Genomic DNA, 19,762 nt, shown 5'->3' on the forward strand with positions numbered 1-19,762 from the left:
GCCGCCGCCTCGCCCTGCGGGCTCAGAACGCGATGCTGATGCAGGATTGCAACCTTCTCTCCTCGTAGGCGGTAGCATACCGCCCGATGCTTTCACTCCGGGATCCGATCCACGGTTTTGTCCGCGCCGACCCCTTGGAGGCGGCCCTGATCAACAGCGAGCCGGTCCAGCGGCTGCGCTGGATCCGTCAACTCGGCCTCACCTACCTAGTCTTTCCGGGCGCCGAGCACAGCCGGTTCAGCCACGCCCTTGGAGCCCTGGAACTGGCCGGCCGAGCCTACGACTCCCTCGCCTCGAAAAGCGGCGGGCGCCTGCCGGAGGGTCCGGAATGCCGACCGCGCCGGCTGGTGCGCGCCGCCGCCCTCCTCCACGACATCGGCCATGCGCCCTTTAGCCACTCGGCGGAGGAGCTGTTCGAAGGCGGCATCGACCACGAGGAGATGACCTGCCGGCTGCTCGGCCTGGAGAGGATGGTGGCGATCTTCGAGCGCCACGGCGCCGGCATCGAACCGCGGGACGTGATCGACCTGATCGCCGGCCGGGGCGATCCGCTGCTGGTGCAGATCGTCTCCGGAGAACTCGATGTCGACAAGATGGACTACCTGCTGCGCGACAGCCTGTTCTGCGGTGTGCGCTACGGCAACTTCGACCTCGAACGCCTGCTCGACACCATGGTACCGGTGCAGGATCCCTTGAGCGGCGCCTGGAGCGTGGGCGTCGAGGAGGGCGGAGTCCACGCTCTGGAAGCGCTGATCATGGCGCGCTACTACATGTTTACCCAGGTTTACTTCACGGTGGTCAGCAAGGTGCTGGAACTCCACCTCGCCTGCTGGCTCACGTCCGAGGGCTGGCGCTGGCCGGCGGACCCCGAGACGTTTCTCGAGGAGGACGACCTGCGGGTGGTCTCCCGCATGCGGGAGTCCTCCGACCCGCACGCCCAGGCGGTGCTCCGACGGGACCTGCGATTCCCTCTCGCCTTCGAGACCCGCGAGCACCTGTCGCGAGACGAGAAGGAGCGCTTCGAGGCTTTGCTGCCGGAGCTCGAAGAGCGCTTCGGCGCCGGCCATCTGCTGGTGTCGAACTCCGCCAAGGACCCGCACCGCATGGCGACCAGCAGGGTGCTGGTACAGCGTGAGGGTGGAGGCTTCGAGCCGGTGGCCCAGTTCAGCCACTTCCTGCGCCATCTCGCCCGCATCGACCGCTATCGCGTGTACGCCCGCGCGGAACTGCGCGACGCAGTGGCCTCGGCCCTCCGCGAGCGCTGGCCGTGAAGCCGACTGCCCGATCCGGTGGACCGTCACCGTCGGTGCGGCTGTTCCTGATCCGCCACGGCATCACCGCCGCCAACCGCGAAATGCGTTTCGTCGGCGCGCGAGACGATCCGTTGACCGCCGAGGGTCACCGCCAGGCCGAGGGCATCGCCCGCATGCTCTCTTCGGTCCGGCTGGCCGCCCTACTGAGCAGTCCGGCTGCACGCACCCGCGAGACGGCGGAGCCCTTGCGCCGCGCCGGTGACCTCCCATTGGGCATCGACCACCGCCTGCGAGAGATGTCCTTCGGCGACTGGGAAGGCCGGCGACAGGACGAGATCACCGCCGCCAAAGGCGGCCTCGAAGCGCTGCGCCGATGGCAAGCGAAACCGGAATCGGCGCCGCCCGGCGGTGGGGAGTCCTTCGCCTCGGTACAGCGGCGGCTGGTAGAGCTGGCCGACGAGCTAGCCCAGCGCCACGACGGCGAACGAATCGCCCTGATCACCCACGTCGGACCGATCAAGGCCCTCCTCTACGCCGCCCTCGGCCTGCCCTTGACGGAATCGGGACGCCTTTTCCTCGATCCGGCGACGGTCCACGTGATCGATTGGAGCCGGCGGCCGACGGTGCGTCTGATCAACGCCACGCCGAGTCTCGAAGACGCCCGCTGGTTCACCCCCGATCGAGGGTAGCGGCTGGCGAAGTGCGGTAGGATCGAGGCTCCAACTTTCATCGCTTCAAGCGCAGGTTTTCTTCCGCCCGGCGAGAGTTCAGGTGCCTTGTTGGCAGGGGTTTCAGCGTGGCTCAAGTTCTGGTCATAGATGAGGATCAGGTGTCGGCGACAGCGGTCGAGGATCGCCTCCGGTCCGGCGGTCACTCGGTGGACCTCTTCACCAGCCCGGCGGACGTTTCCGCTGCCAAGTTCGCCTCGAACACTCATCTGATTCTGCTCAGCATCGATCACGACTCCAGTCCGCAGGTCGAGCGCTTGGCCGCCCTCAAAGAACGGCTGCCCTCGAACGACGTACCGGTCTTCGTGATGACCGGTAGCCACCGGCGGGAGGACCGGCTGGCGGCCCTGCGGGCCGGTGCCGCGGAGGTGTTCTCCAAACCGATTGATCTCGAAGAACTGGCCCTGCGGGTGGATCGCGCGGCGGACCATGACGACGACGGCCTGGAGGGAAACCTCGCCACCTATCCCCCCTGGGAAGTCTTCGAATCCCTAGGCTATGCTCAGCGCAGCGGCACTCTGCGCGTTCGCACCAACACCGGCGGCGGCCTCGTCCGGCTGACCAACGGTGAAGCGATGCGAGCGGAGTGGGGCTCGCTGACCGGCGAACAGGCACTCCTCGCCATGCTCGGCTCGAAGGAGGGCTCGTTTCGCTTTACCGCGTCCGAGGCGGCGGCGGATTCCGGACGCCCTCTCCCCCTGCGCAAGTTGATGCTCAAGAGCCAGTGGATCGAGGACGAGCGCGTCCGGCGGCGTCACTGGACGCCCGCCACGGCGGCCCCCTTGCGGGCTACCGGCAAACCGCTGCCGGAAGATCTCCTGGCGCAACCCCTGCCCGTGCAGGAAGTGCTCGGCCACCTGCACGCTCAGCCCGGCAGCCGCCTCTACGACCTGCTGGCCCAACTACCCTTTGCGCCCCACCTGATCCGCTTGACGGCCAGCTGGCTGGCCGAAGAGGACCTGATCGAAGAAGGCGGTGCGGGCGGCGGTGAAGATTTCCCCACCACCCAGGCGCTGAGTTCGTCGATGCTGCTGGAAACCGCCGTTTCGGGCCTCCTCGGGAGGGCCCGCAAGCGGGGCTTCGAAGCCGAGACGGTGCCTTTCTTGTGGCTCTTCGAGCCCGCTGTCGCGCCGCAGGTCGACGCTCTTTTCGAGGGTCTGCCGTCGGCGCCGGCCTACGAACCCTTTCGCCGCCTCGGGCGGCAAGTCGCCAACCGGCGGAGCGGCAGCACAACGGTCCAGGATCCCACCACCGGCGCCCTCTCGCTGCACATCAAGATGCTCTCTGAGGGAGCCCGCGCGCAGATCGACGTGGTGGCCCCGGCATGCCTGGGCATCCTCGTATGGCTGCACCGCGGCGAGGATCTCGAGGACGAGGTTCTCGAGCGAATGCAGCGGGTGCGCAGCCGACGGCCCACCGGCCTGGTGATCACCCCCACCCCCGAAGCCCAGCGGGCGGTGGTGCCGAAGATCGAAGGCGACAGCCATTGGCAACATACCCTCCACCCGCCGCGCACCCTGCTCGCGGTGCTGCGCCTGCTAGGGGTCGGAGCATGAGCGGCCCGGCAAGCCGAACTCCGCTCAGCCAGCGGGCGAGGCCCGCCCTGCTGGTGGTCGACCCGATCACCGAGCGCCGGCGCGCCCTGAGCCGCGCCCTGGCCGCCGCCTACGAAGTGGTGCCGGCCCTCGACGCGGAAGAGGGCGAACGCTACGCCCAAACCCTCGGCCCGGCGGTCATCGTGATGCCGGCGCCCATCGCCCGGGGCGCCGGGGCCTGGGTTCTCGCCGAGCGCTATGGCGATCCGTCCGTCGCTCAGAGCGTCGTCCTCCTCGGCTCCGGCGATCCGGCGGAGGCGGAAGAGATCCCGGAGTCCACCGTGCTGCTGCCGGCCCACGGACTCGCCCGGAACGCCCTGATCACCCGCATTCGCCTCGCCCTGCTGGCGCGCGAGGCCGGCCTCGCTCCGGACGCTCACCTCGAAGCCCTCCTCGGGGACCTCAGCCAAATCTCCCTGATCGAGCTAGTGCAGCTCTTGAGCCGCATGCACCTCTCCGCGCGGGTCGACTTGCCAGGCCGCGGCCATCTCCGCCTGGCGGAGCAAACCCTCCACTCGGCGGCGACCGGCAAGGTGCAAGGCATCAAAGCCTTCTGCCGCCTCTGCCGCTTGACCGAGGGACCCTTCCGGGTGGTGCTCGAACCCCATACCGGTGAGGACTGCGGGGAGTTGAGCGCTGCCCTCATCGCGGCGATCGAAGACTCCCTCGGCGACTATCCGCCGCCGACCCACCAGCTCGTGCTCAACCCGAACTCGATCTTCTTCGAGACCTCCTTCAGCAAGCTCGCCCAGGCCATCCTGGTGGGAGCCCACGGCGGCCAGACGGTGCAGGAGGTGTTCGACGGTCTGCCGCAGACGGACGGCGAGATCCTGAGCCAGCTCAACGAGCTGGAAGATCTCGGGTCCTTGAGCTTGCAGCCGCCCTCCACCCCGGTCCACATCGTCACCGACTCCACCGCCGATCTGCCGCCGGACCTGGCGGCGAAGTACGGCATCGAGGTGGTTCCCCTGACCGTTCTGTTCGGCAAAGAACGACTGCTCGACCGGGTGGACCTCCAGCCGGGCCCGTTCTACGAGCGGCTGGCGGACCGCGGGCCGCACCCCACTACCGAACCTCCGGCGGCGGAAACCATCGGTCGCCGCTATCGACGGCAGTCGACGGACCGCATGGTTCTGTCCCTCCACATCTCCAGTGAACTTTCACAGACGCCACTCAACGCCCGGCGCGCCGCCATGGAATGGATGGATTCCGAATCACCGAATTTTTCTCCGCGGGTGATCGACAGTCGGTTGGTCAGCCTGCCACTGGGGTTTCTCTCCCTGTTCGCGGCGCGCATGGCGGGCCGGGGAATCGCCGTCGAGACCATCGAGGAAAGGCTGCTGGCACTGCGGGAGCGCTTTCACACCTTCTTCGTCGTCGACTCGCTGGAGTTTCTCGCCCGCGGCGGGCGCATCGGCAAGGCCCGCGCCTTCCTCGGCGGATTACTCAACATCAAGCCCATTTTGGGCCTCGATGACGGACGCATCGTGCCGGTGGACCGGGTGCGCGGCGGCCGGGCGGCCCACCCGCGCATCCTGGAGCTGCTTCGCGACGGCATCGACCCGGAGCGCCCGGTCCTCGCCGGCATCGCGCACGCGGCGGCACCGGTGTGGGCCGATCGCCTGCGGGGCCTGATCGAAGACGAATTCCAGGTGAAGGAAATGATCGTCGCGGAGATGGGGCCGGTGGTGGGCGCCCACGTCGGCCCGGGCACCATCGGCGCCACCCTTTTCCAGCCGCTGCCGGCGGAGGACGACCTGCTGCCGACCGCAACGAAGGTCCCACAGTGAAGCCCTCCGCAGAAGCGGTCCAAGAGTACCTGCGCGCCCTGCAGGCACGCCTGACCTCCGAACTGGCGATACTCGATGGAGCGAAGGGGTTCGCCGAAGACCGCTGGCAACGCCAGGAAGGCGGCGGCGGACGCACCTGCATCCTCGATGAGGGCGGCCTCTTCGAACGCGCCGGCGTCAACTACTCGGACGTCCACGGCGAAACCCTGCCGCCGGCTGCCACCCGCGAACGGCCGGACCTCGCCGGCCGCCGCTTTCGGGCGATGGGTGTTTCGCTGGTCCTCCATCCGAAGAACCCTTATGTCCCCACGGCCCACGCCAATGTCCGTTTCTTCCTTGCCGACGGCCGCGAGCGGGATCCCGTCTGGTGGTTCGGCGGCGGCTTTGACCTGACGCCCTACTACGGTTTCGAGGAAGACGCCGTCCACTGGCACCACACCGCCCGGACCGCCTGCCAGCCGTTTGGACAGGATGTCTACCCGCGGTTCAAGGCCCGCTGCGACGAATACTTCTTCCTCCGGCACCGCGGCGAGGCCCGCGGTGTGGGCGGGCTCTTCTTCGACGACCTTGAAAGCTGGGGGTTCGAGCGGTGTTTCGCCTTCACCCGCTCCGTCGGCGACCACTTTCTGCCGGCCTACGCCCCGATTGCCGAACGGCACCGGAACACCCCCTGGGGCGAGCGGCAGCGCGAATTCCAGCTCTACCGCCGCGGCCGCTACGTCGAGTTCAACCTGCTGTGGGACCGTGGTACCTTGTTTGGCATCCAGTCCGATGGCCGCACCGAATCCATCCTCATGTCCCTGCCGCCCAGGGTCCGCTGGCAGTACGACTATGCCCCGGAGCCGGGTACTCCGGAAGCCGAACTCACGGAGAAGTTCTTGCAGCCGCGGGATTGGCTACGGGACTAGACGGTGTCTCCGAAGCCGTTCAGTCCGACGGATCATCGGCCAGGCGCCGGGCGACGATGCTCCACACCCGCGGATTGATGCCGAGCCCCAGATGGGAGCCCGGCACCCGCAGATGCTCGACATCCGGGCTGAGTTCGTCGATGCAAGCCCGCCAGGCCACCACCCCGTCGGTCTCGGTGTAGACCGAGGTGATCGGTACCTCGATGGGTCGCTGGCCGCGCTCTTCGATCTGGGCGTCGATTTCCGCCTGGTGTTTGGCGAAAGCCCCGGCGGCGATGGTGTAGCGCGGCCCGCCCACCACCGGCGTGCCGAGGGTGATCACCCGGCTCACCAGGGCCGGCAAATCTCGCGCCGCCTCGCGGGCCAATACGCCGCCCAGGCTCCACCCCACTAGGGCGATGGGACTGCCGGCCTCCTCGGCCAGCGAGGCCACTCGTTCGCTCACCGGCTCGAGCAGCCCTTCGACATTGCCGCGGTTGGTGCCTAGCCCCCAGCCGACGGCGCGGTGGCCGAGCGCCCGCAGGAAGCCGCGCAAGAGCACGGTAGCGCGATCGCTGGTCATGTAGCCCGGCAGCACCATCACCGTCTGCCCCGAGCCGCGCGGTAGTGCCAGCGCCCAGGGAGCCGCCAGTACCAGCGAGAGAGCGTCCGTGACGACGCGAGTTTCCTTGAGGAGCGTACCGGTCGGAGGCCGGAGCACGTGTTCGGTCATGTCTTCCTTTCAGCGGTACCGCCCGGGCGATGGGCGGTCATCAAAGCTTCGATCATCGGCTCGATCAACTCCTCGGCGCTGCGGCCGGCCGTCAGCTTGCCCGCCAGATGAAGGGAAACGATGCCGTGGACCGACGCCCAGAAAAGATGGGCCGCGGTATTCGGAGAACCGGCCAGGTCGCGCGATTCGATCGCTCGCCGCACACAGCCGTACACCACCTCCCAGGTCCGCGCTTCGCTTTCGCGATCCGACGACACGCCCTCGGACTCCGGCGGTTCGAGCTGGAACATGATGCGAAAGGCGTGGGGCTCCCGGCAGGCGTACTCGAGGTAAGCCCGCGACACCTCCCGCACCTCTTCAGCCGGCGTTGTGCAACCCGTCAACCGCGCCTCCAGGTACCCCCGAAAGCGATCGAAACCTCGCGCCCGAACGGCGGCGAAGATCTCGGCCTTGGAGTCGAAGTAGCGGTAGGGCGTCGCCGCGCTGCAGCCCAGCTCTGCCGCCAGACTGCGCAGCGTCGCCGCTCGAAAGCCTCGCTCCGCAAACAGGCGTAGAGCGACGTCACAAAGACTCTCGCGAAAGCTCGCGATCTCTTCAGCTTGGAGGGCAGGTCGAGCCATATAGAAAATCTAACACCGTTTAATTAACGCCGTCAAATAAACGACTGCACCGCGATCGCGTACCATTCCTGCATGCGGATCACCACCCGACGGAATCGAGTCCCTGCCCAGCTCGCCTGCCTTGCAGTCGTTACGGCCACCTGGATCACCTCTACCGCCTTCGCCGCCGAATGCGGAGCCTCGTCGACCTTCCGCCCCAACCCGCTCATCACCGATGAGGAGCGCTGCCGGCTGGAGGCATGGGCACTCGAAACCGGCTCCAGTGCGCTGCTGGTCTCAGTTGGTGGCGAAACCGTATTCGAGCTCGAGACGGAACGGTCCGAGACGCCCATTCACATCATGTCGGTGACCAAATCCGTGGCGTCCCTGGCGATCGGCCGACTCATCCAGGAAGGCAAGATCGACTCTCTGGATCTGCCGCTGAGCGAACTCTTTCCGGAGTGGCGGCAGGGTCGGAAGGCCGAAATCACCCTTCTCCACCTCCTCACCCACGCCACTGGGCTGCAGGACATTCCCAACGCCGGTGTCGAGATCGAACCGAGCGAAGACGTGGTGCAGCTGGCCCTCGCCGCGGAGCTGGCCGAGGCTCCCGGAGCCGCTTTTCGGTACAACAACAAGGCCTCCAACCTACTCACAGCGGTGGTCGAAGAGCGATCCGGCAGAAAACTCGACGACTACCTGCGGCAGACGGTCTTTGCCGATCTGGGCATCTCCGACGCCGAGTGGCTGCGCGACAGCGCCGACAATCCCTACGGCATGGCCGGTCTGTTTCTCGCCGCCCGCGACCTGGTGAAGATCGGTCAGCTCATGAACCAGCGCGGCACCTGGAACGGCGAGCAGCTCATCGACCGAGAGTTCGCCGAGCAGGCTCTTACCTCGCAGCGAAATGACTACGACCGCGTCGGGCTCCTCTGGTGGCTTCTTGCCGACTGGCCCTCCGGGTACCAGGCCAACGGTTGGCTCGGCCAATGGTTGATGGGACTTCCCGAGGCAGGCGCGGTGGTCGTCCGGCTGGTGGATCGGGCGGACGCGACCGGCGACGGCGGTGGTGAATTCCTGGACCTCATGCAGGAAGTTCTAACTGCCGGAGATGCGGCGGCGGCCTCCACAGCGAGCCCGGAGATAGCGGCCGAAGAAGTCGCGGCAGGGAAACCGCCCGAGTCCCAGCCGCCCTCCGTCACCCTGCCGCCGGAACTCGATCGCGTCCTGCGCGACTACGAGCAGGCCTGGCGGGAGGGCGACCCGGAAGGCCTCGCCGCCCTCTTCACCGCAGACGGCTATGTGCTGTCCCACGGCCGGCCGCCGGTGGTGGGCCGGGCCGCCATCACCGAGCGCTACAAGGGCAGCGGCGGATCGCTCTACCTGCGAGCCTTCCATTACCAGATGGAAGGCGATGTGGGCTTCATCCTAGGCGGCTACACCTACGAAGAAGGCGCGCCCGACCGCGGCAAGTTCACCCTCGCCCTCGCCCGCAACGCCGATGGACGCTGGCTGATCGTCTCGGACATGGACAACTCCAACCGCTCGAACTGAGAGCTGAGGCGCGGGAGACATCCTGCTGGATGCCGGTTTCGGGTTCTTTTAGATCGGAGGGTCGAGCCATTTGTCGACGGCCGGGGTCCGCGCCGTCTGCAACACGTCGATCAGGCCGGCCGGATCACTCGCCTGACACACAAGATCCCGGTGCGGCTGACGCAGGAAGCCCTGCTCCACCATCCGGTCGACATAGGCGAGAAGGGGACCGAAGTAGCCCTCCACGTCGTAGAGGGCTACCGCCTTGCCGTGGAAGCCGAGCTGCGCCCAGGTCCAAACCTCGAACAGCTCCTCGAGGGTGCCGATCCCGCCGGGCAACGCCACGAAAGCGTCTGAGAGTTCCGCCATCAAGGCCTTCCGCTCGTGCATGGTGCGGGTGCGATGGAGTTCCGTGAGCCCCGGGTGGCCGACTTCTTTTTCGAACAACGCCTCCGGAATCACTCCGATCACCTCGCCACCGCGGGCAAGCGCTGCATCCGCCAGTTCGCCCATCAACCCCACCCGACCACCACCGTAGACCACCCCGACCCCCCTCTCCGCCAGGGTGGTGCCGAGTTGCCGAGCGGCTTCGCGGTAGGCCGGCCGGGATCCGGAGTTGGAGCCGCAAAACACACAGATTCTTCGCATGGTTCGCGCACTCTATCGGCCATGTCACAGAGAGATCCATCCCCTGCCAGAGTTTCGCAGCCATGAGTTCGCTCCCCAGGAGAAGGCGATGACCGAAGGGGTGCGTGCCGCCGTCCGATCCAGCCCACATCGGCCACCGTCGGAGGATCCTGATCCCCAACGCAAGTCTCCGCCAGGATGACTGCATTGATCGCCGCCCTATCGTCGGCGACCGCGTCAACGATGTTCCGACGAGCCCATGACCCGAACGGAGGGTCTTGGTCCATCGCGTAGATCAAGACGTTCGTGTCCAGGAGGATCACGGCTCGCGAGTGAGTCCCTTCAACTCCTCCCAAGTCATGACCGGGCGCAATGGGTTCCGCTCCATGGCGCGCAGGCTCTCTTCCCGGCTGATCGCGCCTCGCGGCTCGGGCCGCTGCAAGCGCACCAACAGGTATTGCCCATCATCTTGCTTCTGTACGTCGTAAATATCACCGGGATTGGCGCCCGGCAGCACAACTCGACGCTTGCTATCCGCCTTCGTCGTCATGGTGGGAGGATCCCTCCTCGCATATTGAACGTCAACGATCATCCCCTGCTAGAGTTTCGGAGCCATGGCCTCACTCCCCCATCGCCAGCCGCAGGACCGCCTCGGTCGGCCGATTCGCGATCTGCGGATTTCGGTCACGGACCGGTGCAATTTCCGCTGCCGGTACTGCATGCCGAAGGAGGTGTTCGGAGCGGATTTTCCGTACCTGCCGCGAGCGGAGATCTTGGACTATGAGGAGGTGGCGCGGCTGGGGCGGATCTTTCGGCGGTTGGGGGTGCGGAAGACGCGGCTAACCGGCGGCGAGCCTCTCCTGCGGCGGGATCTGCCGCTGCTGATCGAGCAACTGGTGGCGATCGAGGGGTTGGAGGTCACCCTCACCACCAACGGAGCCCTGCTCGAAAGACTGGCGCCGGAGCTGGCTCGGGCGGGTCTAGCGCGGGTGACGGTGAGTCTGGACTCGCTGGACGATGCCCAGTTCCGGCGCATGAACGACGTCGACTTTCCGGTGGCGCGGGTGCTCGCCGGCATTGAGGCGGCAGCCGCCGCCGGTCTGACTCCGGTGAAGGTGAACGCGGTGATTCACCGCAAGGTGAACGACGACGCCGTCCTGCCGCTGGCGCGCCACTTTCACGGCAGCGGTCACATCCTGCGCTTCATCGAGTACATGGACGTCGGCACCACCAACGGTTGGCGGCTGGACGATGTGGTGCCCGGCCGGGAGATCTTGGACCGCCTGCGCGCCGAGTTCCCGATCGCCCCGGTAGAACCGGCCTACCGGGGCGAGGTGGCCCAGCGCTGGAGCTATCGGGACGGCGGCGGCGAATTCGGGGTGATCACATCCGTCAGCCAGCCGTTCTGCGGCGACTGCACCCGGGCCCGCCTGTCGGCGGAAGGCAGCCTCTACACCTGCCTCTTCGCGAGCCGCGGCACGGACCTGCGGGGGATGGTGCGGGACGGCTCCGCAGACGAAGAGATCGAAGCTTTCCTCCACGAGCTGTGGGGCCGGCGCGAGGATCGCTACTCCGAGCTGCGCACGGCGGAGACGCCGACCCTCGAAGCCCGCGAGCGGGTGGAGATGTCCTACATCGGCGGCTGAAGCCGGTCTAGGGCGCCCAGACGGCGGAACAGCTCGAAGAGGATGCGGTGGGTGAGGCCCCAGATGTGGTGGTCGCGGTAGCGGATGGAGGGAAAGTAGACTTCGCCGGGACCAAAGCTGACCTGGATCTCGCTCTGTGCCTCTTTCGCCAGCAGCTTTTCGATCGGCACCCAGAAGGCGGCCGCCACCTCCCGCGGATCGGGCACGGCCTCGGCGTCCGCCGGGGCCGTGGCCACAAAGGGAGCGATGATCAGCGGCGGCAACTTGCGGGTGTTGGGTCGCACCTCGTCCAGCGGGCCGATCACATCCACTTCCGAGACCAGCTCCAAACCCACCTCTTCGCGCGTTTCGCGCAGCGCCGTGGTCAGCAGATCCGGGTCTTGGCCCTCGCGGCGACCGCCGGGCAGGGCGATGTGGCCGGACCACGGGTCGTCACTGCGGTGGGTGCGTTCGATGAGGAGCAGTTCGAGGGCCGAGTTCCCTGCCGATGAAAGGCCCGGCCGCAGAATTGCCGCCACCGCCGCCTCCTTGGTGTCGCCGTCCCGTTCGTAGCGGCGGGGTTCGCGACCTTCCAACTCTCGGCGAAGATGGCCGAGGCAAGGATCGGAAGTAGCCGAGGCGAAGGTCATGACCCTACCCTGCGACGACTGGGCATGAGCTGGCGGAGAAGAACCGTATTGGCGGCATACTTCCGATCCTTCATCGCTAGGAGATCCATCTCAATCAAGACTTCGAGGTCTCTTTGTAGAGTACGCTCCGAGAGCCCGCCATAGTCTCTAGCGACCCGCGGGGAAGTCAATGCGATCTCGTCGAAGGTAAGCCACTCGCCGATTGGTGCTTCGAGAATGAGGTTCCGACGTCGTTTGAACACCGTCTTCCGGTACTTCTTGCCTGCAAACCGGTCATAGATAAAGCTGCGCCAAGCCGTTTCGAACTGACTTCGCTGGATCAACTCCAGAGTCAAGAGCAATCCGTCTCGAAAGCCCTGAACGGCATAAGCGATGAAACTGCTCAAGTCCCCTCGCTTTCCGGCAACTTCAAGTTGCCGGTAATACTCCGGCCGAGTCTGATTGTAGAAATTCGACAAGATGTGCGACGCCAGGTCGGGATTTCCGGCCCGCAGGAGAAGGTAGAACTCCAGCAGACGCCCTGTCCGACCGTTTCCATCGCCGAATGGATGGATCCACTCCAAGTAGACATGGGCGACGATCGCCTCGATCACCGCCTCCCGGAAGGACTGACGACCCGACGGGTAGCCGAACTCCTCACGAAGCCATTCGCAGAGCCTGCTGACCAGCTTCGGTACCTCTCGAGGGTCCGGGCACCGGTATCTTCCCACGACTCGAAAATCGTCTCGGAATCGGCCAGGAATCGCGTCGAGATGTTGTCCGAGGTCCTTGCCGATCAGGCGGTGAAACCGAAGGATCAGGTCGGGTGAGATGAGTGAATCTCGGTCGGCACTGGCCACTTCTTCCAACAATGCGTTCATCGCATCGAGGACGTTCTTCACCTCGATCTGCTGGTACTCCTTGCTGGGGGCAAGGGCCTCTCCTTGAGCCACCCGCTCGATCTCTTCTTCCGTCAGGGTGTTGCCCTCGATCGCCGTAGTCGCCTGTGCTCCCTTAATCAGCGCCACTCCGAGCAGACTTCTGCGGTACTCCGGGCGCAAAGGCATCTCAGCGATCGCCGAGCTAATCGCGTCACATTGCCCCAACTGGTACTCAACATCAGCGCCGATTTCCCAATGTCGGCGAAAGCGAAGATGCGGATACTCATTCATGATCTAGAAGACGAAGAAAGGCCGCGACAAGTTCGCGGACAGTATGTCGGACAAAAACATATCACTTTCTGTCGATCATTTTGTCGAGGATTCCGCGGCGCAATCTGAATTGGTGATCTTTGCTGGTTTTTGAGACAATTCCCGAGTCGTGTCCGGCCGGGTTGCACCCTACCGGCACCGAACGGAACCAACCGCCTTTCACCCCAAGTTCCCATTCCCGATTTTCGAGCGAGATATCCCATGCCCTCATCCCAGGCGTTGACCCCCTCGGACAAGAAGATCCTGGTCGCCGGCTCGATCGCCTTTGACCAGATCATGACCTTTCCGGGCTTCTTCAAGGATCACATCCTGCCGGACAAGATCCACATGATCAATCTCTCCTTCCTGGTCAAGGAGTTCCGCAAGCAGCGCGGTGGCTGCGCCGGCAATATCGGCTACAGCCTGGCGCTGTTGGGCGAGACACCGACCTTGGTGGCCACCGCCGGCGGCGACTTCCAGGAGTACCGCGACTGGCTGGTGGAGCAGGGCGTGGATGTGAGCGCCGTCACCGTCCACGAGGACGAGGCGACGGCCTCGTGCTTCATCACCTCGGACCAGGCGGACAACCAGATCACCGGCTTCTTCATCGGCGCCATGGCGCGGGCGGCGGAGCTGTCGATGGAGGCCATCGCCGCCGAACGTGGCGGGGCAGATCTCTGCGTGGTGGCGCCGGACGACCCGGAGGCGATGGTGCGGCACTGCGTGGAGGCGCGCCGGGCGGGCATTCCGCTGGTCTTCGATCCCTCCTTCCAGGTGATCGCGATGGACGGCGAGACCCTGCGCAAGGCCGCCGAGGGCGCCCACGTGGTGATCTTGAATGACTACGAGTACGCCGTCTTCCAGGAAAAGACCGGCCTCGATCCGAAGGGTCTCTCGCAACTGGCGGACTACTGGGTCGTGACCTACGGCGAAGAGGGCAGCGAGATCCTGGGATCCGACGGATCGAAGGTGAAGATTCCCGCCGCCAAGATCCACGAAATGGTGGATCCCACCGGTGCCGGCGACGCCTTCCGCTCCGGCTTCGTGGCGGGCATGATGCGCGGCGTGGACCATTCCGTGTGCGGCCGCATGGGAAGCGTCGCCGCCGCCTATGTCGTGGAGCAGTACGGCACCCAGAGCCACGGCTACACGGCGGAGGAGTTCTGGCAGCGCTACGAGGAGAACTTCGGCGGTCCACTGAACTCCGACGGCTGATGAGGAACGGTCGCCCGCTGGTCGAACTCCACCGCCACCTCGACGGCAATGTGCGGGTGGAGACGATCTTCGATCTCGCCACCCGCCTTGGGCTCCCGTTGCCGGCGGACTCGGTGGAGGCTCTGCGACCGCACGTTCACCTGCAAGAGCCCCGCCCCAACCTGGTGGCCTTCCTCGCCCGCTTCGAGCTGCTGCGCGGCATCCTGGTGGACTACGACGCGGTACGCCGGGTGGTGCGCGAGAACCTGGAAGACGCCGCCGCCGAGGACATCGACTACATCGAGCTGCGCTTCAGTCCATACTTCATGGCGGAGCCCCACGGATTGGATCCACTGGGGGTGACCGAAGCGGCCTGCGATGCCCTGGAATCGGCCCACGGCGAGATTCCGGTGCGCGCCAAGCTGATCGGCATCATCTCCCGCAACTACGGGCAGGAGATCGGATTCGAGGAGCTGGAGGCGGCGATCGCCTGCCGAGAGCGGGGCATCGTCGCCCTGGATCTGGCCGGCGACGAAGCGGGCTATCCCGGCGAGTTGTTCGTCGAGCATTTCCGCCGTGCCCGGGAGGCCGGACTGCGCACCATCGCCCACGCCGGCGAGGCCGCCGGGCCGGCGAGCGTGCGCCAAGCGGTGCTCGAACTCGAAGCCGAGCGCATCGGCCACGGGGTGCGCTCGATCGAAGACCCGGCCACCCTCGATCTCCTGGCCGAGCGTGAGATCCCGCTCGAGGTCTGCCCTACCAGCAACGTCCACACCAGCACCTACCCGAGCTATGCCGAACACCCCCTGCCCCAGCTCCTCGCCCACGGCTTGAAGGTCAACCTGTCGACCGACGATCCGGCGATCTCCGGCATCGACCTGGCGCACGAATACCGCATTGCCCGGGAGGAGCTGGGCCTCTCCGAAGACGACCTCGACACCCTGCAGAACAATGCCCTGGAGGCGGCGTTTCTGACGGACGAAGAGCGGGCGGAATTGGTCGGACTAGTTTAGATAGCCCAAGGCGCCCAGCTCCTCCAGGAGTTCGGCATCGGCCTCCGAAGAGGTCGCCCTCCCCGAGACATCCCGCCGCCCCCAGCTCGTCACCGTGCGCAGCGGAAAGCGCTGACGGAAGGACTCCCGAAACAGCTCCTGCCGCACCGTGCCGGCGAAGTCTTCGCCGACGGGCAAGCCCGTACCGAACAGAACAGTACCGGCGAGGTCGTGGATGTTGATGCCGGTGAGTTGGGCCCGGGGATCGATGTCCGGGCCGGCGGCGAGGAAGATACCCTCGGTGTTCGCGTCGTGGGTGCCGGTGATGCGGGTGATGCCCTCGACGGGACCTTCGAAGGGTTCGCCGTCGAGCCACAGGGTGCGCGATGGCGCGTCGTTGGTCACGCCGATCACGAAGTCGGCTCCGAGGCGGGCTTCCGGCGGGCGGACATCGCGCAGCCAGAAGATCGGCTCGCCGCCGTCGTAGGTCACCCGCGCGAGGTCACGGGCCAGGCGCTCCCGTAAGGCCGTCCGCTCGCGCGGCAGCACCGCGCCACCGGCTTCGCGGCCGGCCAGGGAGAAGCGCACGGTCTTGCCCTTCTTGTGCTTCGGCGAGCGGTAGGAGTACACCTGGGTGCGGCGAAAGTCCACCGCACCGGAGGCGTCCCGCGCCAGGTAGCCGAGGCGTTCTAGCACCGCATCGAGGTCGAAGATCACCTGGGCGATCTCCTTGGTCTCCGGTTTGAAGCCGTGGTCCGATACCACCAGCACGTTGGCCGCCGGCGGCAACGCCGCGAGAATCTCGCCCAGCGCCCGGTCGATGGCTTCGTAGCTCTCCGGCACCGCCGCCGCGCGGGCGGACCGCTCTTGCGCCGTCAAGCCGTCGCGAACGCCATCGCCGAAGGGCTCCGGATCGAAATACTTCCACTCGGTGTGGGACACCACGTCGGCGTTGCGGAAGTAGACCATCCAGAGATCAAAAGGCTGCCGCACAAGATCGGCCGCCAGGCGGCCCTTGAGGCGGTCCCGGCGCACCACATCACCACGCGCATCGAAGGCCGTGGGGACCACCGGATCCGCGGCCGCGGCGGCGATGTGTTGGTCGAGCCAGTCTTGACGCTCCGGCGGGTGGAAGGCGCGGTCGAGATTGAGCAGCACTCGATCGGTCACCATCACTCCGGTGATCGGTTCCGCCGGCCAGGAGGCCCACCAGCCGAGCACCGCCACCCGGCGGCCAGCGGTGGAGGCCATGTTCCACAGCGCCGGCACGCGCCGCAGATCCGAGGTCACGGGCACATCTCCCCGCGGCGTGGGCACGACGAAGTCGGTGATGCCGTGATCACGCGGCAGGCGGCCGGTGGCGATGGTGGTCCAGATCACCGGCGAGGCCGCGTAGTCGGTACCCAGGGTTGCCCGCACGCCACGGTCGGCCAAGGAGCGCAACACCGGCAGACGGCCCTCCCGCCACAGTCCCTCGATCACCTGCCATTCGCCACCGTCGATCCCCACCAGCAGCAGCGGTGGCGCGTCCTCCGGCGGCGGCGCGGCGCAGCCGAGAGCGAGAGCCAGAACCGACAAATAGAACAGAAAAGCGCGGATCACGACGACAACGGGAATACTCGGGCGCCCCCCTGGCTCGCGGCTTCGTCGAATCCGTTGCGCAGGGCCCCGTTCCTCAGGGTTAGGGAGACGCGCGATCCGGGCCGATAGTCCGACCGCGAAAAGCCGCGCACCCACAGCGTTTCTCCGGTGGCGTCGAGGCGAATCTCGTCGAGCAGGTCGTGGCCGAAGAAGCGACGGCGGAGCACCGTGCCGGTGGAGTCGCCGCGGATGTCCGCCGCTCGCGCTTCCAAGTCTTCCGGCCGCACCAGCAGGTGTCCGGGCCCGTCCGGTGCGTCGGTTCTCACCCGGCCGAAAAGGGACTCCGCCCAGCCGTCCGCGACGGCGCACTCGAAGAATTGGCCGTCGCCGACGAAGCGCGCCACCGCCGGTGAAGCGGGCCGGTGATATACCTCCTCCGGAGTACCCGCCTGGAGGACGCGGCCATGTTCCATCACCACCACGACGTCGGCCATGCTGAGGGCTTCGTCTTGATCGTGGGTCACCAGGATGGCGGTGGCGCCGGCGGTCTCGAGGATGGCGCGTACCTCTTCCCGCACCTGCATCCGCAAAGCGGCGTCCAGATTGGCGAAGGGCTCGTCGAGCAACACCAACCGAGGTGAAGGCGCCAGCGCCCGGGCCAGGGCCACCCGCTGCTGCTGGCCACCGGAAAGCTCGTCCGGGTAGCGCTTAGAGTATTCCGCCATTCCCACCAGCTCCAGCGCCTCTTGCGCTCGCCGCCGGGCCGACTCACCGCCGGCGAGTCCGTAGAGCACGTTGCCCTCCACGGTGCGGTGCGGGAAGAGGGCGCCCTCCTGGAACATCATCGAGACCCGCCGCTTCTCCGGCGGTAGTTCGCCATCGACCGTGGCGATCACCTCGCCGTCCAGCTCGATGGCGCCAGTACGGGGGGATTCGAAACCGGCGATGGCCCGCAGCAGACTGGTCTTGCCGCAACCGCTCGGGCCGAGGATGGCCGTCACCGCCTGGCGCCGAATGTCGAGATCGACCCGGTCCACCGCCCGGTGGTCGCCGTAGGCCACAACCAGACCCCGCAGACGGACGATCGGCTCGGTGTGAGCGGCGGTCACCGCGCCCTCCGGGGTGCCAGAGCCGGGCGGATGATCAAGAAATAGACCGGCAGGGCGGACACCGCGACCAAAGCCAGGGCCGGCGCCGCCGCCTGGGAGTAGATGCCGTCGGAAACGTTGCTCCAGATGCGGGTGGCGAGAGTCTCGAAACCGATCGGCCGCAGGATGAGGGTGGCCGGCAATTCCTTCATGGCGGTGAGAAAAACCAACCCACCGCCGGCGAGCACCCCTCGCCGGGCGAGGGGCACGGTCAACCCGGTGAAGGTCTTCCAGGCACCGCGACCGAGACTGCGCGAGGACTCCTCGAAGCGTGGGGCGACCGCCTGTAGGGCGGCGCGACTGGCCACCAGCGCTTCCGGCAAGAAGCGCACGACATAGGCCGCCACCAGCAGGCCGAGGGTCTGGTAGATCGGCCGCGCGTAGCGAATGGAGAAGAAGACCAGGGACAGGGCGATGACAATGCCCGGCAGGGCGAATCCGGCATGGCTCAGACGGTTCGTCAGGCGGCTCACCGGCCCCGGGAAACGCAGCGACCAGGCGGTAACCGGCAGGGAGAGCGCCATCGCGACGAGCGCCGCCAGGAGCGCCGCCGTCAGCGAACCGGCAGCGGCCGACGCCACGGTCTCGAACCCTCCGCCGGAGCGCACGGCCCGCAGCGCCCAGGAGATGAGCACGATCAGGGGAATGCCCAGGGTGATCGCGGACAGCAAGGTCACAAAGGCCAGTGCCGGGCGGCGCCAGCGACCCAGCAGCAGCGGCTGGGCCGGGCGCGCGGCGACCGGTGGCGATGGCCGCAGGCGGCGTAGGAGCAGCGCTTCCAAAAGGATGAAGCCCACCGTCAATGCGACCAGCACGGTGGCCAGGGAAGCGGCAACGCTGCGGTCGAAGAGTCCACGGTAGGCATTGTAGATGGAGTAGGTGAAGGTGTCGTAGCGCACGATGGAAACGGCGCCAAAGTCCGAAAGGGTGTAGAGGATCACCAGCAGCGAACCACCGAAGATGGCCGGGCGCAAAGGGGGCAGGACCACCCGGAAGAAGGTTCTCCAGCGGCCCGCTCCGAGGGTGCGGGAACTCTCTTCATAGGCCGGGTTGAGATCCCGCAGGCCGGCGACCAGCAGCAGGAAGATGTACGGGTAGGTGAAGAGTCCCAGGGCGCAAACGGCGCCGCCGTAGCCGTAGATGAAGTCCGGCAGGCGTTCGACGCCGAGGAGTTGCTGCAGATAACCGCGCGGACCGAGAACGGCGACCAAGGCGAAGGCCGAAACGTAGGAGGGAAAAACCAGCGGCAGCGCCCCGGCCACCGCCCAGAAGCGCCGGCCGGGCAGGTCCGTGCGGGCCACCAGCCAGGCGAGGGGTACCGCCACCGTGAGGGCCAGGGTCACCGTGCCGGCAACCAGGGCGAGGGTCGAGACGAGGAGTTCGAGGGTGCGGCCGGAGAACACCGCCTGCCGGTAGGCCGACCAGCCACCGCTCGCCGAGCGGACCAGCAGGTATGCGAGGGGTAGCGAGACGGCGAGGGCGGTGAGAACGGCGGGAATCGACAGCCAGAGAGGAGCCCTCCGACGGCTTCGTCGGCGAGCCCGGCGGAAAGCTCTCGGATGCTTCTCCGGTAGGAGGGTGGAGCCGGTGAGGTGGCCCGGTCCCAACGGACCCGAGCTCCCGGTGTTGCCTCCACCCTCGGCGATCGATCCCGCCAC

18 protein-coding genes are annotated in these 19,762 nt (G+C 66.8%); 9 read left to right on the top strand and 9 right to left on the bottom strand.

What is annotated here, in order from left to right; all coding sequences use genetic code 11:
• Nucleotides 1-86: 86 nt before the first annotated feature.
• The 5 genes from AAF481_09445 (at nt 87) to hemF (ending at nt 6,274) form a co-directional block, all read left to right on the top strand.
• Entirely contained in the window at nt 87-1,271 is a 1,185-nt protein-coding gene (locus tag AAF481_09445; protein MEM7481386.1) for an HD domain-containing protein, read from the top strand.
• Nucleotides 1,268-1,942 carry a histidine phosphatase family protein gene (locus tag AAF481_09450; GenBank protein ID MEM7481387.1) on the top strand — a complete coding sequence of 225 codons (675 nt, stop codon included), beginning with the start codon at nt 1,268-1,270 and terminating at the stop codon, nt 1,940-1,942. The genes AAF481_09445 and AAF481_09450 overlap by 4 nt, the downstream gene beginning before the upstream one ends.
• A 107-nt stretch (nt 1,943-2,049) precedes the next feature.
• A complete protein-coding gene (locus AAF481_09455) occupies nt 2,050-3,537 on the top strand; it encodes a response regulator (protein ID MEM7481388.1) in 1,488 nt (495 codons plus the stop codon).
• Nucleotides 3,534-5,366, top strand: coding sequence for a DegV family protein (locus tag AAF481_09460; GenBank protein MEM7481389.1), 1,833 nt, complete (start codon nt 3,534-3,536; stop codon nt 5,364-5,366). Before AAF481_09455 ends, AAF481_09460 begins: the two co-directional genes overlap by 4 nt.
• Nucleotides 5,363-6,274 (top strand): oxygen-dependent coproporphyrinogen oxidase, encoded by a 912-nt coding sequence (gene hemF, locus AAF481_09465; GenBank protein MEM7481390.1) that lies wholly within the window; start codon nt 5,363-5,365, stop codon nt 6,272-6,274. The genes AAF481_09460 and hemF overlap by 4 nt, the downstream gene beginning before the upstream one ends.
• Before the next feature lie 19 nt (nt 6,275-6,293).
• On the opposite strand, the gene AAF481_09470 is transcribed toward hemF, so the two are convergent.
• Together AAF481_09470 and AAF481_09475 are read right to left on the bottom strand one after the other, a co-directional pair.
• Nucleotides 6,294-6,986, bottom strand: a complete 693-nt coding sequence (locus AAF481_09470; GenBank protein MEM7481391.1) for an alpha/beta hydrolase — start codon at nt 6,984-6,986, stop codon at nt 6,294-6,296.
• Nucleotides 6,983-7,606, bottom strand: coding sequence for a TetR/AcrR family transcriptional regulator (locus AAF481_09475; GenBank protein MEM7481392.1), 624 nt, complete (start codon nt 7,604-7,606; stop codon nt 6,983-6,985). Before AAF481_09475 ends, AAF481_09470 begins: the two co-directional genes overlap by 4 nt.
• 72 nt (nt 7,607-7,678) lie before the next feature.
• On the opposite strand from AAF481_09475, the gene AAF481_09480 reads away from it, so the two are divergent.
• Nucleotides 7,679-9,139, top strand: a complete 1,461-nt coding sequence (locus AAF481_09480; GenBank protein MEM7481393.1) for a serine hydrolase — start codon at nt 7,679-7,681, stop codon at nt 9,137-9,139.
• 48 nt (nt 9,140-9,187) lie between these two features.
• Here the strand turns inward: AAF481_09480 and AAF481_09485 are convergent, their stop codons facing one another.
• A complete protein-coding gene (locus AAF481_09485; protein MEM7481394.1) occupies nt 9,188-9,766 on the bottom strand; it encodes a TIGR00730 family Rossman fold protein in 579 nt (192 codons plus the stop codon).
• Between the two features lie 298 nt (nt 9,767-10,064).
• Entirely contained in the window at nt 10,065-10,295 is a 231-nt protein-coding gene (locus tag AAF481_09490) for a hypothetical protein (GenBank protein ID MEM7481395.1), read from the bottom strand.
• Nucleotides 10,296-10,359: 64 nt separating this feature from the next.
• On the opposite strand from AAF481_09490, the gene moaA reads away from it, so the two are divergent.
• The gene (moaA, locus tag AAF481_09495; protein MEM7481396.1) at nt 10,360-11,391 is read left to right on the top strand and encodes a GTP 3',8-cyclase MoaA; all 1,032 of its coding nucleotides are present in this window, start codon (nt 10,360-10,362) and stop codon (nt 11,389-11,391) included.
• Here moaA and AAF481_09500 read toward each other — a convergent pair.
• Nucleotides 11,376-12,020, bottom strand: coding sequence for a CoA pyrophosphatase (locus AAF481_09500; GenBank protein MEM7481397.1), 645 nt, complete (start codon nt 12,018-12,020; stop codon nt 11,376-11,378). The two genes, moaA and AAF481_09500, sit on opposite strands and share 16 nt — an antisense overlap.
• Nucleotides 12,017-13,171, bottom strand: a complete 1,155-nt coding sequence (locus tag AAF481_09505; GenBank protein ID MEM7481398.1) for a Fic family protein — start codon at nt 13,169-13,171, stop codon at nt 12,017-12,019. The genes AAF481_09500 and AAF481_09505 overlap by 4 nt, the downstream gene beginning before the upstream one ends.
• A gap of 240 nt (nt 13,172-13,411) precedes the next feature.
• Between AAF481_09505 and AAF481_09510 the strand changes: the two genes are divergently transcribed.
• Together AAF481_09510 and add are read left to right on the top strand one after the other, a co-directional pair.
• Nucleotides 13,412-14,404 (top strand): carbohydrate kinase family protein, encoded by a 993-nt coding sequence (locus tag AAF481_09510; GenBank protein MEM7481399.1) that lies wholly within the window; start codon nt 13,412-13,414, stop codon nt 14,402-14,404.
• On the top strand, nt 14,404-15,396 hold the full coding sequence (gene add, locus AAF481_09515) for an adenosine deaminase (protein MEM7481400.1): 993 nt from the start codon (nt 14,404-14,406) through the stop codon (nt 15,394-15,396). The genes AAF481_09510 and add overlap by 1 nt, the downstream gene beginning before the upstream one ends.
• Here the strand turns inward: add and AAF481_09520 are convergent.
• From AAF481_09520 to AAF481_09530, 3 genes are read right to left on the bottom strand one after another with little or no spacing between them, the layout of a single operon-like run.
• Nucleotides 15,388-16,977, bottom strand: a complete 1,590-nt coding sequence (locus AAF481_09520) for an alkaline phosphatase family protein (protein ID MEM7481401.1) — start codon at nt 16,975-16,977, stop codon at nt 15,388-15,390. The two genes, add and AAF481_09520, sit on opposite strands and share 9 nt — an antisense overlap.
• Nucleotides 16,974-18,065, bottom strand: coding sequence for an ABC transporter ATP-binding protein (locus tag AAF481_09525; GenBank protein ID MEM7481402.1), 1,092 nt, complete (start codon nt 18,063-18,065; stop codon nt 16,974-16,976). Before AAF481_09525 ends, AAF481_09520 begins: the two co-directional genes overlap by 4 nt.
• Nucleotides 18,062-19,762 (bottom strand): iron ABC transporter permease, encoded by a 1,701-nt coding sequence (locus AAF481_09530; GenBank protein MEM7481403.1) that lies wholly within the window; start codon nt 19,760-19,762, stop codon nt 18,062-18,064. The genes AAF481_09525 and AAF481_09530 overlap by 4 nt, the downstream gene beginning before the upstream one ends.

The sequence above is a fragment of the Acidobacteriota bacterium genome, from assembly GCA_039030395.1.
Lineage (GTDB): Bacteria > Acidobacteriota > Thermoanaerobaculia > Multivoradales > JBCCEF01 > JBCCEF01.

Excerpts from the sequence above, each read along its gene's own strand:
- AAF481_09445 (MEM7481386.1), top strand. The coding sequence starts at position 87 with ATGCTTTCACTCCGGGATCCGATCCACGGTTTTGTCCGCGCCGACCCC.
- AAF481_09460 (MEM7481389.1), top strand. The coding sequence starts at position 3,534 with ATGAGCGGCCCGGCAAGCCGAACTCCGCTCAGCCAGCGGGCGAGGCCC.
- AAF481_09470 (MEM7481391.1), bottom strand. The coding sequence starts at position 6,986 with ATGACCGAACACGTGCTCCGGCCTCCGACCGGTACGCTCCTCAAGGAA.
- AAF481_09475 (MEM7481392.1), bottom strand. The coding sequence starts at position 7,606 with ATGGCTCGACCTGCCCTCCAAGCTGAAGAGATCGCGAGCTTTCGCGAG.
- AAF481_09480 (MEM7481393.1), top strand. The coding sequence starts at position 7,679 with ATGCGGATCACCACCCGACGGAATCGAGTCCCTGCCCAGCTCGCCTGC.
- AAF481_09485 (MEM7481394.1), bottom strand. The coding sequence starts at position 9,766 with ATGCGAAGAATCTGTGTGTTTTGCGGCTCCAACTCCGGATCCCGGCCG.
- AAF481_09490 (MEM7481395.1), bottom strand. The coding sequence starts at position 10,295 with ATGACGACGAAGGCGGATAGCAAGCGTCGAGTTGTGCTGCCGGGCGCC.
- moaA (MEM7481396.1), top strand. The coding sequence starts at position 10,360 with ATGGCCTCACTCCCCCATCGCCAGCCGCAGGACCGCCTCGGTCGGCCG.
- AAF481_09500 (MEM7481397.1), bottom strand. The coding sequence starts at position 12,020 with ATGACCTTCGCCTCGGCTACTTCCGATCCTTGCCTCGGCCATCTTCGC.
- AAF481_09505 (MEM7481398.1), bottom strand. The coding sequence starts at position 13,171 with ATGAATGAGTATCCGCATCTTCGCTTTCGCCGACATTGGGAAATCGGC.
- AAF481_09510 (MEM7481399.1), top strand. The coding sequence starts at position 13,412 with ATGCCCTCATCCCAGGCGTTGACCCCCTCGGACAAGAAGATCCTGGTC.
- add (MEM7481400.1), top strand. The coding sequence starts at position 14,404 with ATGAGGAACGGTCGCCCGCTGGTCGAACTCCACCGCCACCTCGACGGC.